12 protein-coding genes are annotated in these 15,241 nt (G+C 78.5%); 10 read left to right on the top strand and 2 right to left on the bottom strand.

Annotated features, from left to right (window positions below; genetic code table 11):
* Positions 1-155: 155 nt before the first annotated feature.
* Genes EDF32_RS01030 through EDF32_RS00995 form a run of 8 tightly spaced genes read left to right on the top strand, consistent with a single transcriptional unit; the run spans position 156 to position 10,534 of the window.
* Positions 156-1,814 (top strand): carbamoyltransferase C-terminal domain-containing protein, encoded by a 1,659-nt coding sequence (locus tag EDF32_RS01030; protein ID WP_123306686.1) that lies wholly within the window; start codon positions 156-158, stop codon positions 1,812-1,814.
* Positions 1,811-3,403: an HAD-IIIA family hydrolase gene (locus EDF32_RS15040; RefSeq protein ID WP_123306685.1), complete on the top strand. Its 1,593-nt coding sequence runs from the start codon at positions 1,811-1,813 to the stop codon at positions 3,401-3,403. Before EDF32_RS01030 ends, EDF32_RS15040 begins: the two co-directional genes overlap by 4 nt.
* Positions 3,400-4,419, top strand: a complete 1,020-nt coding sequence (locus tag EDF32_RS01020; protein WP_123306684.1) for a glycosyltransferase family 9 protein — start codon at positions 3,400-3,402, stop codon at positions 4,417-4,419. Before EDF32_RS15040 ends, EDF32_RS01020 begins: the two co-directional genes overlap by 4 nt.
* A complete protein-coding gene (locus EDF32_RS01015) occupies positions 4,416-5,411 on the top strand; it encodes a glycosyltransferase family 4 protein (protein WP_123306683.1) in 996 nt (331 codons plus the stop codon). Before EDF32_RS01020 ends, EDF32_RS01015 begins: the two co-directional genes overlap by 4 nt.
* Complete coding sequence (locus EDF32_RS01010) at positions 5,408-6,760, top strand: glycosyltransferase (protein ID WP_123306682.1); 1,353 nt, start codon at positions 5,408-5,410, stop codon at positions 6,758-6,760. Before EDF32_RS01015 ends, EDF32_RS01010 begins: the two co-directional genes overlap by 4 nt.
* Positions 6,757-8,796: a PfkB family carbohydrate kinase gene (locus tag EDF32_RS01005; RefSeq protein WP_158614037.1), complete on the top strand. Its 2,040-nt coding sequence runs from the start codon at positions 6,757-6,759 to the stop codon at positions 8,794-8,796. Before EDF32_RS01010 ends, EDF32_RS01005 begins: the two co-directional genes overlap by 4 nt.
* Positions 8,793-9,503 carry an SDR family oxidoreductase gene (locus EDF32_RS01000; protein ID WP_123306681.1) on the top strand — a complete coding sequence of 237 codons (711 nt, stop codon included), beginning with the start codon at positions 8,793-8,795 and terminating at the stop codon, positions 9,501-9,503. Before EDF32_RS01005 ends, EDF32_RS01000 begins: the two co-directional genes overlap by 4 nt.
* Before the next feature lie 41 nt (positions 9,504-9,544).
* Entirely contained in the window at positions 9,545-10,534 is a 990-nt protein-coding gene (locus EDF32_RS00995; RefSeq protein WP_123306680.1) for a glycosyltransferase family 9 protein, read from the top strand.
* Here the strand turns inward: EDF32_RS00995 and EDF32_RS15035 are convergent.
* Complete coding sequence (locus EDF32_RS15035; protein ID WP_123306679.1) at positions 10,516-12,900, bottom strand: nucleotide sugar dehydrogenase; 2,385 nt, start codon at positions 12,898-12,900, stop codon at positions 10,516-10,518. The genes EDF32_RS00995 and EDF32_RS15035 overlap by 19 nt on opposite strands.
* A gap of 140 nt (positions 12,901-13,040) precedes the next feature.
* On the opposite strand from EDF32_RS15035, the gene EDF32_RS00985 reads away from it, so the two are divergent.
* Positions 13,041-13,976 (top strand): glycosyltransferase family 2 protein, encoded by a 936-nt coding sequence (locus tag EDF32_RS00985; protein ID WP_123306716.1) that lies wholly within the window; start codon positions 13,041-13,043, stop codon positions 13,974-13,976.
* On the top strand, positions 13,966-14,832 hold the full coding sequence (locus EDF32_RS15005) for a glycosyltransferase family 2 protein (protein WP_123306678.1): 867 nt from the start codon (positions 13,966-13,968) through the stop codon (positions 14,830-14,832). The genes EDF32_RS00985 and EDF32_RS15005 overlap by 11 nt, the downstream gene beginning before the upstream one ends.
* A gap of 37 nt (positions 14,833-14,869) precedes the next feature.
* On the opposite strand, the gene EDF32_RS00975 is transcribed toward EDF32_RS15005, so the two are convergent.
* A complete protein-coding gene (locus tag EDF32_RS00975) occupies positions 14,870-15,220 on the bottom strand; it encodes a hypothetical protein (RefSeq protein WP_123306677.1) in 351 nt (116 codons plus the stop codon).
* Positions 15,221-15,241 lie beyond the last annotated feature (21 nt).

Raw genomic sequence — 15,241 nt, 5'->3', positions numbered from 1 at the left:
CTCTTCGGAAGATCTGAAGCGATTGCGAGTCGCGGAGAAGCGGTTCACGGTGCTCGCCTGACGGGTTGCAGCAGCGACGACCCGCCGGTCGGCCGGGTTCGCCCGGTCTGCTCCAGGCGTCCCCCGAGCCTGGACCACGTCAGGAGGGCACGCCAGTGCGAGTACTCGGCATCAACGCGCTGTTCCACGATCCGTCCGCCGCGCTCCTCGTCGACGGCCGCCTGGTCGCCGCCGCGGAGGAGGAGCGGTTCTCGCGGCGCAAGCACGGCAAGCGGCCGGTGCCGTTCGCCGCGTGGGAGCTTCCGGAGCAGGCGGCACGCTGGTGCCTCGAGCACGCGGGCCTGCGGCCGCAGGACCTGGACGCGGTCGCCTACTCGTTCGACCCCGCCCTGGCGAAGCCGGCCGAGGAGATGGGCCTGCCGGACCCCTGGGACTGGCTGCGGGTGCGCTACGCCGAACGCGCGCCGGAGTTCCTCGCCACGGCGCTGCCCGGGCTCTCCGCGTCCGCCGTCCGCTTCGTCCCGCACGAGATCGCCCACGCCGCGTCGGCCGCGCTCGCGTCCCCGTTCCCCGTGGCCAGCGTGCTCTCGCTCGACGGCCGCGGCGAGCGGTCCTCGCACCTCGCGGGCCGCTACGACCACGGACGCCTCGAGGTGCTGGCGAGCCAGGAGCTGCCCCACTCGCTCGGACTGGTGTACGAGTCCCTGACCGAGCACCTCGGGTTCCTCCGCTCGAGCGACGAGTACAAGGTCATGGCGCTCGCCTCCTACGGCGAGCCCCGCTTCCTCGGCGAGCTGCGCGAGCTCTGGTACGCGACGGACGACGGCGGCTTCGTCGCCGAGGTCCCCGACTGGACCCGCTGGGCGCCCCGGCGCACGGACGACGGCACGTGGGGCGAGCAGCACGGCGGCACCGCCGCGCACGCGGACCTCGCGGCGTCCGTCCAGGCCCGGCTCGAGGAGGTCCTCGTGGACCTGGCGACGTGGCTGCACGGGCGCACCGGCGACCGCGTGCTGGCCCTCGCCGGGGGCACCGCGCTCAACTGCGTCGCCAACTCCCGCATCTGGCGCGAGTCCCCGTTCGAGGAGGTCTGGGTGCAGCCGGCGGCCGGCGACTCGGGCACCGCCATCGGCGCGGCCATGCAGCTCGCCGCCGAGGCGGGCGAGACGGTCGAGCCGATGGGCTCCGCGGCGCTGGGCCGCTCCTGGTCCGACGACGAGCTCGCCGCGACGCTGCGCACGGCGCGGGTGCCGTTCACCACCCCGGCGGACCTGCCCGGCGAGGTGGCGCAGATCCTGGCCGACGACGGCGTCGTCGCCTGGTTCGACGGGCGCTCGGAGATGGGGCCGCGCGCCCTCGGGCACCGGTCCCTCCTGGCGCACCCCGGGCCCGTCGAGAACCTCGAGCGGCTCAACGACGTCAAGGGCCGCGAGCAGTTCCGCCCGGTCGCCCCGATGGTGCTCCTCGAGCACGCGGCGGAGATCTTCTCCGGCGGGCCGGTCCCGAGCCCGCACATGCTGTTCGTGCACGATGTCGCGCCGGCGTGGCGCGAGCGCATCCCGACGGTCGTGCACGTCGACGGCACCGCGCGGATCCAGACGGTCGACGGCTCCACGCCGCGGCTGCAGGCGATGCTGCGCGCGTTCGAGGGCCGCACCGGCCTGCCCGTCGTGGTGAACACCAGCCTGAACACCGCCGGGCGGCCGATGGTGGACGACCCGCGCGAGGCGCTCGAGCTGTTCGGCTCCGCCCCGGTCGACGCGCTCGTGCTCGGCCCCCACCTGGTCCGCCGCGCGGAGGTGTTCGCCCGATGAGCGAGGTAGACGCAGCCCCCGCCGCGTACGCCGTCGTCGTGCCGTCGGTGGGGCGGCCGTCGCTCCTGCGGCTGCTGGAGACGCTCGCCGCGCAGACGACGCCGCCCGCCGAGGTCGTGGTCGCCGACGACCGCCGCGCGACGGGCACAGCGACCGGCGCGACGGGGGCGGCGGAGCTGGACCTCGGCGACCCCGGGCGGCGCCTGGCGGCCCGCACGGTCCGCACCGGCGGGCGCGGCCCGGCCGCCGCGCGCAACGCGGGCTGGCGGACCGTCGACGCGCCGTGGGTCGTCCTGCTGGACGACGACGTCGAGCTCCCCCCGGACTGGTCCGAGCACCTCGTGCGCGACCTCGCGCGGGCGGGGGACGACGTCGGCGGCGTCCAGGGCGCCCTGCACGTCCCGCTGCCGGCGCACCGCCGGCCCACGGACTGGGAGCGCGGCACCGCCGGCCTCCAGGACGCGGCCTGGGCGACGGCGGACATGGCCTACCGGCGCGCGGCGCTCGCCGCGGTGCACGGCCTGGACGAGCGGTTCCCGCGGGCCTACCGCGAGGACGCCGACCTGGCGCTGCGGGTGCGCCTGGCGGGCTGGCGGCTCGTGCGCGGCACCCGCACCACGACGCACCCGGTGCGACCGACGGACGACGGGGTGAGCCTGCGCGTGCAGGCCGGCGCGCGCGACGACGCCACGATGCGCGCGCTGCACGGGCGGCGCTGGCGGGAGCGGGCCGAGACCGGCCGCGGCCGCCTGCGCCTGCACGCCGCGACCGTGGCGGCGGCCGGCGTGACCCTCGCCGCGGTCCTCGCCCGCCGGCGCGGCCCGGCGCTCCTCGGCGCGGTGGCGTGGGCGGCGCTGACCGCCGACTTCCTCGCGGTCCGCCTGCGCCCGGGCCCCCGGCCGGGCGACGACGTCTTCGCGGCCGAGCTCCGCCGGATGGCCTGGACGAGCCTCGCGATCCCGTTCGCGGCGGTGCGCCACCGTGCCGCTGGCACGCTCGCCGTCCGGTCCGGGCTGGACCCGTGGCCGGGCGAGGTCCGTGCCGTGCTGCTCGACCGGGACGGCACCCTCGTGCACGACGTGCCGTACAACCCCGACCCCGACGCCGTGCGCCCGGTGGACGGCGCCCGCGACGTGCTCGACGCGCTGCGCGCCCGCGGCGTGCGGGTCGGCGTCGTCTCGAACCAGTCCGGCATCGGCCGCGGGATCCTGAGCACCGCCCAGGTCGACGCCGTGGACGCGCGCGTCGCCGAGCTGCTCGGACCGTTCGACACCTGGCAGCGCTGCCCGCACGCGCCGCAGGACGGGTGCGCCTGCCGCAAGCCCGGCCCGGGCCTGGTCCTCGCGGCCGCGCGCGAGCTCGGCCTGCGCCCGGCGCAGTGCGCCGTGGTCGGCGACATCGGCGCGGACGTCGGGGCGGCCGTCGCCGCGGGCGCCGCGGCGGTCCTCGTGCCCACGCCGCAGACTCGCCCCGAGGAGGTGGCCGCGGCCCGGCGCACGGCGGGCGTCACGGTCGCCGAAGATCTCGCGGGGGCGCTCGCCGCGCTCGCGCCGCGCCTGCCCGCGCCGGCCCGGGAGCGTGCCGCATGAGCGGGATCCTCGCGGTGCGGCTGGACGCCGACGGCGACGTGCTGCTCACGGGACCGGCGGTGCGCGCCCTCGCGGCCTCCGGGCCGGTCGACGTGCTCGCCGCGCCCGCCGGCGCGGCCGCGGCCCGCCTGCTGCCCGGCGTCCGCGAGGTGCTCACCTTCGACGCGCCGTGGTCGGGCTACGCCCCGCCGCCCGTGGACGCGCCGGCGGTCCGGGACCTGGTCGCGCGCCTCGCCGGCCGCCGCTACGCCGAGGCCGTCGTCTTCACGTCGTTCCACCAGAGCCCCCTGCCGATGGCGCTGCTCGCCCGGCTCGCGGGGATCGGACGCGTCGCGGCGACGAGCGTCGACTACCCGGGCTCCCTGCTGGACGTGCGCCACCACCGGCCCGACGGCCTGCACGAGGTCGAGGCGGCGCTCGACCTCGCGCGGGCGGCCGGTCACCGGCTCCCGCCCGGCGACGACGGCCGCCTGGCCGTCGAGGCGTCCGCGGCGGACGTCCGCACGCCCGACGGGCCGTACGTCGTCGTGCACCCGGGGGCGTCCGTTCCCGCCCGGGCGCCGCGCCGCGAGGTGGCCCGGGAGATCGTCGCCGAGCTGGCCCGCCGCGGACGGCGCGTCGTGGTCACCGGCGGCCCCGCGGAGACGGCGCTGGCGCGCGAGGTCGCGCACGGCGACCCGCGCGCGAGCGACCTGTCGGGGCGCACCGACCTCGCCGGGCTGGCCGGCGTCCTCGCGCGGGCGAGCTGCGTCGTCGTCGGCAACACGGGCCCCGCGCACCTCGCCGCCGCCGTCGGCACGCCCGTCGTGTCCCTCTTCTCCCCCGTCGTCCCGGCCGCGCGCTGGGCGCCGTGGGGCGTGCCCACGGTGCTGCTCGGCGACCAGGGCGCCCCGTGCGCGGGCACCCGCGCCCGCGCCTGCCCCGTGCCCGGGCACCCGTGCCTGGACATCGACCCGGAGGCCGTCGCCGACGCGGTCGACCTCCTCGCCCCCGTCTCGGGAGAGGTGCTCGCATGAAGGTCCTGATCTGGCACGTGCACGGCTCGTGGACGACGACGTTCGTCGGCGGGCCGCACGAGTACCTCGTCCCCGTGGTCCCCGACCGGGGCCCCGACGGGCGCGGCCGCGCCCGCACCTGGCAGTGGCCCGCGAGCGTCGTCGAGGCGAGCCCCGCCGAGCTGGCGGACCGCGCGCGGGAGGTCGACGCCGTCGTCCTCCAGCGCCCCCACGAGGTGGAGCTGCTGCACCGGTGGACCGGCCTGCGCGCCGGCGTCGACGTGCCCGCGGTGTACGTCGAGCACAACGCCCCCACGGAGCACGCCGCGCGCTCGCGGCACCCGCTCGCGGGGCTCGACGCCGTCGAGGACGGCCGGCTCCCGATCGTGCACGTCACCGCGTTCAACGCCCTGATGTGGGACACGGGCGAGGCGCGGACCCGCGTGATCGACCACGCCGTCATCGACCCCGGGCACCTGTACACCGGGGCCGCAGAACGCCTCGGCGCGGTGGTCAACGAGCCCGTGCGCCGGTGGCGCGTGGCCGGCACCGACGTGCTGCTGCGGGTCGCCCGCGACGTGCCGCTCGACGTCTACGGCATGGCCGTCGAGAAGCTCGGCGAGCACCTCGGGGCGACAGGCGGGCGCGCCGGCGAGGCCCGCCTGCACGACGACGTCCCGCAGGCGCAGATGCACGCGCGGCTCGCGCAGGCGCGCGCCTACCTCCACCCCTACCGCTGGACGAGCCTCGGCCTCGCGCTGCTCGAGGCGATGGCCCTCGGCATGCCGGTGCTCGCCCTGCCCACCACCGAGGCGCCCGCCGCCGTGCCTCGCTCGGCCGGCGTGCTCAGCGCCCGGCCCGAGGAGCTGGTCGCCGTCGCGCGGCGCTGGCTCGCCGACCCCGACGAGGCCCGCGCCCACGGCGACGCCGCGCGGTCCCACGTCCTCGACCACTACGCCCCGGCGGCCTTCCACCGCCGGTGGGACGCCCTGCTGCAGGAGGTGACCGCATGAAGATCGCCATGATCTCGGAGCACGCCAGCCCGCTCGCCGTGCTGGGAGGTGTCGACGCCGGGGGCCAGAACGTGCACGTCGCGTCGCTGGCCACCCGGCTGGGCGCGCTGGGCCACGACGTCGAGGTGTTCACGCGCCGCGACTCGCGTGCGCTCGACGAACGCGTCCCGCTCGCCCCCCGCGTCGACGTCGTGCACGTCGACGCGGGGCCGCCCGTCGCGGTGCCCAAGGACGAGCTGTTCGAGCACATGGGGGCGTTCGGCGACGACCTCCTGCGCCGCTGGTCGGCGCCCGGCGGCGCCCCCGACGTCGTGCACGCGCACTTCTGGATGTCCGGCCTCGCCGGCCTGCGCGCGACCGCCCCCCTGGACGTCCCGCTCGTCCAGACGTTCCACGCCCTCGGCTCGGTCAAGCGCCGCCACCAGGGCGCGAAGGACACGAGCCCCGTCGGGCGCGTGGCGCACGAGCGCCGCCTGTGCCGCGAGGCCGACCGGATCGTCGCGACGTGCAGCGACGAGGTCGCCGAGCTCGTGGCGCTGGGCGCGGACCCCGCCCGCATCGACGTCGTGCCCTGCGGGGTCGACCTCGGCCGCTTCACGCCCGGTACCGGTGGTGCCGCCCGGCGCGGTGCCGCAGGAGCCGCCGGTGCCGCACGGCTGCGGCTGGTCACCGTCGGGCGGCTCGTCGAGCGCAAGGGGATCGAGACCATCGTCGAGGCGCTCGCGTCGGTCGACGGGGCGGAGCTCGTCGTCGTCGGCGGTCCGCCCGCCGACCGGCTCGAGGGGGACGAGGAGGCGGGGCGGCTGCGCGCCGCCGCGGCGGCGGCCGGCGTGGCGGACCGCGTCCGGCTCGTGGGCAGCCGGACCCAGGAGGAGGTCCGGGACCTGGTCCGGGACTCCGACGCCGTCGTCTGCACGCCCTGGTACGAGCCGTTCGGCATCGTCCCGCTCGAGGCCGCCGCCTGCGGGCGGCCGGTCGTCGGCAGCGCGGTCGGCGGCCTGCTCGACTCCGTCCTGGACGGCCGCACCGGCCTGCTCGTCCCGCCCCGGGACCCGCGGGCGCTCGCCGCGGCGCTCCGGCGGCTGCGGGACGACCCGCGGCTCACCGAGCGCCTCGGAGCGGCCGCCCGGGTGCGCGCCGAGCACCTGTACGGATGGTCCACCGTCGCGCACAGCACCCTCGAGGCGTACGAGCGCCTGTGCGGCTCGCGCACCGCCGACGGGCCCCGCGCCACGGCCGTGGTGGTCCCGACGCCGCTGCGACGCGCCGCTCCGGCGGGCAGCGGCCGCACGGAGCGCACGGAGCGTGCGGACGAGGTCTCGCGCTCGTGGGCGGGGACGGGCCGATGAGCGCCCGCGACCTCGGAGCCCACGCCGCCGCGCACGCGCAGGACCTGTCCCGGGGCCTGGCCCTGCTGACGGCGCAGTCCGCCCGGCTGGACGCCTGGGCGCGGCACCTGGCCGCCGCGACGCTCGCGGGCCACCGGCTGCTCGTCGCCGGCAACGGGGGCAGCGCCGCCGAGGCGCAGCACCTGACCGCCGAGCTGGTCGGCCGGTTCGAGGGCGAGCGCGTGCCCCTGTCCGCGATCTCCCTGCATGCCGAGACCTCCAGCCTCACGGCGATCGTCAACGACTACGGCGCCGAGGAGATGTTCGCGCGGCAGGTGGCCGCCCACGGCCGCGCCGGCGACGTGCTGCTCCTGCTCTCGACGTCGGGCAGCAGCCCGAACGTGGTCGCCGCCGCCCGGCGCGCCCGCGGGCTCGGCATCACGACCTGGGCGATGACCGGGCCGGGCCCGAGCGCCCTCTCCGCGGCCTGCGACGAGGTGCTCCAGGTCCACGGCGGCTCGACCTCCGCGGTCCAGGAGCTGCACCTGGTCGCCGTGCACACGCTGTGCACGGCGCTCGACGCGCACGTCCGCGACGCGCAGGGCGGCGCCGCCGAGGGCGCCGCGGACCGCCGCGGCGACGTCCGGCGCGTGACCGTCGTGGGCGACGTCCTGCTCGACCGGGACGTCGACGGACAGGTCACCCGGCTGTGCCCGGACGCCCCCGTCCCCGTGGTCGACACCCTCGAGGTGCGCTCGAGCCCGGGCGGGGCGGGACTGACCGCGCTCCTGTGCGCGCGGGACGCCGCCACCCGGCTCGTCGCCCCGCTCGGCACCGACGCGGCCGCCGCCGAGCTCGGCGCCGCCCTGGCCGCGCGCCTCGAGCTCGTCCCCGTGCCCCAGGAGGGCGGCACGCGGCGCAAGACGCGCGTCCGCTCCGCCGGCCAGAGCGTCGTCCGGGTGGACGACGGCGGTCCCGCCCGCCCGGTCGACGTTCCCGCCGCCGCGGTCGCCGCGGCGGTGGCGGACGCCGACGTCGTCCTCGTCTCCGACTACGGCGCGGGCACGACCCACGACGGCGCGCTGCGGGACGCCCTGGCCACCGCCGCCCGCGAGCGTCCCGTCGTGTGGGACCCGCACCCGCGGGGCGGCGCGCCGGTGCCGGGCTCGGCCCTCGTGACGCCGAACCTCGCCGAGGCGCGCGACGCCGCCGAGCAGCTCGGGATCGCGCCGGCGTCCGACGACGACCCCGGCGCGCTGGCCGAGGCGCTCCGCGAGGCCTGGCAGGTGGCGGCGGTGTGCGTGACCGCGGGCGCGCGCGGGGCGTTCCTCGCCGGTCCGGAGGGCGGAGCGGTGCACGTCTCCGCGCGCGCCGTGCCCGGCGACCCCTGCGGCGCCGGCGACCGGTTCGCCTCCGCCGCCGCCGTCGCCCTGGCGGGCGGGGCGAGCACGCGCGAGGCCGTCGAGCGCGCCGTGCTCGCCGCGTCCGCCTGGGTCGCGGACGGGGGCGCCGACGGGTTCCGCCGGCGCGGCGGCGCGGTGGCGCGCGAGACCGCCCCGCCCCCGCGGCCCGGCACCGAGCCGCCGGCCGAGGTCGCACGGCGGCTGCGCGCGGCGGGCGGCACGCTCGTGGCGACCGGCGGCTGCTTCGACCTCCTGCACGCCGGCCACGTGGCGACCCTCGAGGCCGCCGCGGCGCTGGGCGACCACCTCGTCGTCCTGCTCAACGGCGACGCGTCGGTGCGCCGGCTCAAGGGCGCGCAGCGTCCCGTCGTCGGCCAGGAGGACCGCGCGCGCGTCCTGGCCGCCCTGGACTGCGTGAGCGCCGTCGTCGTCTTCGACGAGGACGACCCGCGCGCCGCGCTCGACGCCCTGCGCCCCGACGTCTGGGCCAAGGGCGGCGACTACGTCGCCGACGAGCTGCCCGAGGCCGACGTCGTGCGCCGCCACGGCGGGCGCGTCACCGTCCTGCCCTACGTCGACGGCCGCTCGACGACGTCGATCCTCGACCGCACGGGGCGTTTCGCGCCCATCCGAACCGAAGGAGCTCCCGCATGACCGAGCAGACCCTGCCCACCCCCCGCGAGCTGGGGACCGTCTACGTCACCGGCGGCGCGAGCGGCCTCGGCGCCGCGCTCGTCGAGGCCGTGACCGCGGCGGGCGGCAAGCCCGTCGTCCTCGACCGTGTCCCGCCGCCGGCCGGCGGGCTGCACGCCGTGGTGGACCTCGCCGACTCGGCCGCCGCGGCCGCGGCCGTCGAGCGCCTCGCCGTCGAGGTCGGACCGCCGGACGCCGTGGTCACCGCCGCGGGCACCGACGCGTGCGGGCCGCTCGGCGAGATCGACACCGAGACGTGGGAGCGCGTGGTGCGCGTCAACCTGTTCGGCACCGTGGCGGTGGTGCGCGCCGCGCTGCCATACCTCGCCGAGCGCCGCGGCACGGTCGTCACCGTCGCCTCCACGCTCGCGCTGCGCGGCGTCGGCGACGCGACCGCGTACTGCGCCTCGAAGTTCGGCGTCCGGGGCTTCACCCACGCGCTGGCCGCCGAGACGGCCGGGCGCGTCGGCGTCACGTGCCTGATCCCCGGCGGCATGCGCACCGCCTTCTTCGACGGCCGGACCGAGCAGTACCGGCCCGGGCCCGACGCCGACCTGAACGACCCGCGCAGCACCGCGGCCGCCGCGATCACGGCGCTGCGCCAGCCCGTCGGCTGCGAGATCCGCGAGATGCTCGTCACCGCCTCCGGCGAGACGTCGTGGCCGTGATCGATGGCTGACCCGCGGACGAGCCCGCGGACGAGCCCCGCATGAGCGGCGGCACCGTCCTGGTCCTGCGCGCGCTGGGCCTCGGCGACGCGCTCGCCGGCGTCGCGGCGCTGCGCGGGGTCCGTCGCGCCTGGCCCGGGCACCGGGTGCTGCTCGCGGCGAGCCCCGGCGTCGGCGCGTGGTTCACCGAGCTCGGGATCGTCGACGGCACGGTCCGGGCGCGCGGCCTCGAGCCGCTCGCCGCGCCGGCGGGCGCGGCGGCCCCCGCCCGCCCCGAGGTCGCGGTGAACCTGCACGGGTCCGGCCCGCAGAGCCACCGGGTGCTGCTCGCGACGGCGCCCGGGCGGCTCGTGGCCTTCGCGAGCCCGGACGCCGGCGTCCCCGGCCCCGCCTGGGAGCAGGACGAGCACGAGGTGGACCGCTGGTGCCGGCTGGTCCGCTCGGCGGGCGGCGCGTGCTCGCGCGAGGACCTGCGGCTCACGGCGCCCGGCCCGCGCCGCGGCCACGTCGTCGTGCATCCCGGTGCCGCCTCGGCCTCGCGCCGGTGGCCGGAGGAGCGGTTCGCCGAGGTCGCGCGCGCGCTCGCCGCGGCGGGCCACGACGTCGTCGTCACCGGGAGCGAGGGCGAGGCGGCGACCGCCGCGCGGGTCGCCGCGGCGGCGGGCCGCTCGCGCGGGACGGTCACGGACACGGCGGGCACGCTCGACCTGCCCGCGCTGGCCGACGTCGTCGCGACCGCCGGCGCCGTGGTCTGCGGCGACACCGGCGTCGCGCACCTCGCCACGGCCTTCGGGACGCCCTCGGTGGTGCTCTTCGGCCCCACGCCGCCACGCCTGTGGGGGCCGGCGCTCGACCCGCGGCTGCACGCCGTCCTCTGGCACGGCGGCGCGCCCGGGGCCGGCGACGAAGACCGGGCCCGGGAGCACCGCGGCGACCCGCACGGCGCGGCGGTGGACCCGGCGCTCGCGCGCGTCACCGTGCCCGAGGTGCTCGAGGCGCTCGCGGGCCTGCCTCAGCCCGCCGCGGGCTGAGGCAGGGCGGCCTCGGCCCGCCCGAGCGCCCGCGCCGACCAGCCCGCCGCGCGCCACGCGGCGAGGTCGAGCGCGTTGCGCGTGTCGACCAGCTCGGCCCGCCGGACGAGGGGGCGCAGGACGGCCGGGTCGAGCGCGCGGTACTCGTCCCACTCCGTCGCGAGCACGACGACGTCCGCGCCCCGCACCGCGTCCTGCACGCCGACGGCGTACCCGAGCTCCGGGCGGCTCGCCTGGGCGAGGGCGAGGGCCTGCGGGTCGGTGACGACGACCCGGGCGCCGCCCTCGGCGAGCCGCGACGCGAGCCCGAGCGCCGGGGAGGAGCGGACGTCGTCGCTGTCGGGCTTGAAGGCCGCCCCGAGGACCGCGACGCGCGCGCCGACCAGGGTCCCGCCGCACGCGGTGGTCACGAGCGCGGCGGCGCGGTCGCGGCACCGGTCGTTGATCCGGTCGACCTCCCGCAGGAACCCGACCGCCTCGCCCGCACCGAGCTCCTCGGCCCGCGCCGCGAACGCCCGGATGTCCTTGGGCAGGCACCCGCCGCCGAAGCCGAGGCCGACGCCCAGGTAGGCGCCGCCGATGCGCCGGTCCAGGGCGAGTATCCCCGCGAGCGCCACGGCGTCGCCGCCCGCGGCCGCGCACACCTCCGCCATGCCGTTCGCGAAGGAGACCTTCGTCGCGAGGAACGCGTTCGCGGCGACCTTGGCGAGCTCCGCCGTGGCGTGGTCGGTGACCTCGCGGGGCACGCCCGCCTCGAGCAGCGGCCGGTAGACGTCGTCGAGCCGCTCCGCGAGCTCCTCGTCGCCGGGCCCCGTCCCGTACACGAGGCGGTCCGGGCGCAGCGTGTCGGAGACCGCGTGGCCCTCGCGGAGGAACTCCGGGTTCCAGACGACGCCGACGCCCGCGGGCCGCAGCCGCTCCGCGACGCGCGCGGCCGTCCCGACGGGGACGGTGGACTTGCCGACGACGACGTCGCCCCGGCGCAGGTGCGGCGTCAGCGCGTCGAGGGCGGCGTCCAGGTGGTGCAGGTCCGCGACGTCGCTGCCGGGCCGCTGCGGGGTGCCGACGCACAGGAAGTGCATGCCCGCGCCCGCCACCTGCGCGGGGTCGGTCGTGAAGCGCAGCCGCCCCGCGTCGACGCCCTCGGTGAGCAGCGCCGCGAGCTCCGGCTCGTAGAACGGCGCGCGGCCCGCCGCGAGCGCCTCGACCCGTCGCGCGTCGACGTCCAGGCCGACGACGTCGTGCCCGAGGCGGGCGAGCGACGCCGCGTGCACCGCGCCGAGGTACCCGCACCCGACGACGGAGACCCGCAGCGGGGGCGACGGCGGGCCGTCCGCGCTGCCGGGCGCGCCGGGCGCCGCGTCGTCCTGCGCACGGAACCACTCCACGGTGCGGGCCAGGCCGTCGGCCCACGACGTCCGCGCCGCCCAGCCGAGCGCCTCGCGGGCCAGGGTGGCGTCGGGCCTGCGGCGGCGGGGGTCGTCCTGCGGCAGGTCCACCAACCGCACGCCGGCGTCGGAGCCCACCGCGGCCGCCACGTCCTCGGCGATGCGCAGCACGGTCAGCTCCTGCGTGCTGCCGAGGTTCATCGGGCCCGGGTGGCCGCTCGCGGCGAAGGCCAGCAGCCCCTCGACCAGGTCGTCGACATAGCAGACCGACCGGGTCTGCGTCCCGTCGCCGAAGACCGTGAGCGGCTCGCCGGCCAGCGCCTGGCGGACGAACGTCGGGATCACCCGACCGTCGCCGCCACGCATCCGGGGCCCGTACGTGTTGAAGATGCGCACGATGCCCGCGTCGACGCCGCGCGCGCCGCGGAACGCGGTCGTCAGGGCCTCGCCGAACCGCTTGGCCTCGTCGTACACGCTGCGCGGGCCGACCGGGTTCACGTGGCCCCAGTAGTCCTCGCGCTGGGGGTGCACCTCGGGGTCGCCGTACACCTCCGAGGTGGAGGCGAGGACGAACCGCGCCCCCCGCGAGCGGGCCAGCTCCAGGGCGTTGCGCGTCCCGGCGGAGCCGACGTCCAGCGTCTCGACGGGGCGCCGCAGGTAGTCGACGGGCGAGGCGGGCGAGGCGAGGTGCAGCACGAGCTCGACGTCGGCGAGGGCGGCGTCGTCGTCGAACGGGCGGACGACGTCGCGCTCCAGCAGCGTGAAGCGCCGGTCGCCGCGCAGGTGGGCGACGTTGTCCGTGGACCCGGTGGACAGGTCGTCGACACAGACGACCTCCGTGCCCCGGGCGAGCAGCTCCTCGCAGACGTGGCTCCCGACGAAGCCCGCCCCGCCGGTCACGACGGCGCGGCGGTAGCCCCACCGCGCGCGGACCTCGTCGTGATCCGTGGTCGTCCTGCTCTCCGAAGCGTCTGCCATGGCCCTCTCCTGGGGTGCGGGTGCCGCCGTCGGCCGCCTGCCGACCCCACGACGCTGGCACCGCCGCCCGCGACTCGCACGCAGTGGCCGGCCCGGCGCCCGGACGTGCGAGCCGCGCGCCCGGCGCGTACAACGACCGCATGCCCCCGCTGCCCGCGCCGCCCTCGGGCCCCGATCCCCGGACCGAGGTCGTCGTCATCACGCACGACCGCCGGGCGGAGGTGCTCGCCACGCTCGAGCGGCTCGCCGCGCTCCCGGAGCGTCCCCACGTCGTGGTCGTGGACAACGGGTCCGCCGACGGGACAGCCGCCGCGGTCCGTGCGAGCCACCCGGAGGTCGAGCTCGTCGCGGAGCGGGAGAACCTCGGCGCGGTCGGCCGCAACGTCGGCGTCGCACGGGTCGCCGCCCGCGGGCGGGCACCGTACGTCGCGTTCTGCGACGACGACACGTGGTGGGAGCCCGGGTCCCTGCGCCGCGCCGCGGACGCGCTGGACGCCGTGCCGGAGCTCGCGGTCGTCACGGCCCGGATCGTGGTCGAGCCGGCGGGCACCGAGGACCCCGTGGTCGCCGAGCTGCGGGACTCCCCCGTGCGGGCCGCCGTGCCGCTCCCGGGGCCGGCGCTGGGAAGCTTCCTCGCCGGGGCGTCCGTGGTGCGGGTGGCACCGTTCCTGGCCGTCGGCGGCTTCTCGCCGCGGCTGTGGCTGGGCGGCGAGGAGGAGCTGCTCGCGGCGGACCTCGCCGCGGCGGGGCACGAGCTGTGCTACCTGGCGGACCTGACCGTGCACCACCGCGCCTCGACCGCCCGCGACACCGCCCGCCGCGCCCGGGACGGGATCCGCAACACGCTGTGGTTCACGTGGTTGCGCCGGCCCGCCGTGGCGGCGCTGCGGCGCACCGCGGTCGTCCTCGCGAGCCTCGCCCCCACGCGCGCCTCCGTCCTCGGCGTGCTCGACGCCGTGCGCGGCCTGCCCTGGGTGCTGCGCGAGCGGCGGGCGCTGCCCCCACGGGCCGAGGCCCGGTTCCGGGCGCTCGAGGACGCCCAGCGCCGGTCGACGGCGCGCCGCTATGGGCGCTGAGCCGGTGCGCGCCGCCGTGCCGCCCGCGACGGAGGACGACCGGGTGAGCGTCGTGGTGATGAGCCGCGACCGGCGCGACGACCTGGCGGGCACCCTCCCCCGGCACCGCGCGCCGCTCGTCTACGTGGACAACGGCTCGGGCGACGGCAGCGTGGAGCTCGCCCGCGAGCTGCGCCCGGACGCCGACGTCGTCGCGCTGGGTCGGAACGTGGGCGCGCTCGCCCGTACCGCCGGGGTCCGCCGCGCCCGCACGCCGTACGTGGCCTTCGCCGACGACGACTCGTGGTGGGAGCCCGGGTCGCTGGCACGGGCCGCCGACCTGCTCGAGGCGCACCCCGACGTCGCCGTGGTCCACGCACGGGTGCTCGTGGGCCCCGACGAGACGGAGGACCCGCTGATGCCGGTGCTGCGCGGCTCGCCGCTGTCCCGCCGGGGGCTGCCCGGCCCGCGCCTGCTCGGATTCATGGCCTGCGGCGTCGTCGTGCGCCGTGCGGACCTGCTCGCGTGCGGGGGGTTCGACCCGCTGGTGCGCTTCCCCGGGGAGGAGGAGCCGGTGGCCCTGCGGCTCGCGGCCGGGGGCCGCGCGATCGTCCATGCGGACGACCTCGTGGTGCACCACCACCCGTCCCCGCGCCGGCACCCGGACGGCGTCCGGGCGCGAGCGGTCGCGCGCTCGGCGCTCGTGACGGCGGTGCTCCTGCTCCCGTGGCGCACGGTGCTGGCCCGCGCCCGCGCGCTGCTCGCGGCGGGCGGCCCGCGGGCCCTCCCGCCCGCCGGCGTCCTGCTCAGCGCCGTCGCCCGCCGGCGGCGCTGCCCGCGGTGGGTCGAGCGCGACCTGGCGCGACTCGCGGGCTGAGCGTCGCCGGCGTCGGCGCGGGGTCAGCGCCCGAGCATCAGTGCCAGAAGCAGGCGATGACGATGTTCACGACCGTCAGCGCGCCGATGGTGTGCTTGAGCGCGGGCGAGAGCGCCTCGCCCTTGCGCTGGGCGACGAAGGCCAGCACCGTGATCACCAGCGCGACGACGATCTTGGTCCCGAACTTCGCCGGGTCGAGGTCGTAGCCGAGGAAGTCGGACGCCTCGCTGAGCCCGTAGGCGAGCGTGCCGGCCACGAGGGCGGTCGCCGCGCCGTGGAAGACGCCGACCGGCAGGCCGGGCCCGCGCAGGCTCGTGAGGTACGCGCCGAGCACGATGGCCCAGCCGACGAAGTGCAGGACGAGCAGGGCGTCGAAGAGGATCTCCATGCGTCGCACCCTAGTTTGCTG

It is taken from the genome of Cellulomonas sp. PhB143 (assembly GCF_003752595.1).
Taxonomy (GTDB): Bacteria; Actinomycetota; Actinomycetes; order Actinomycetales; family Cellulomonadaceae; genus Paraoerskovia.
The sequence above is the reverse complement of the archived record's forward strand: the minus strand, read 5'-3'. Positions and strand labels throughout refer to the sequence as shown.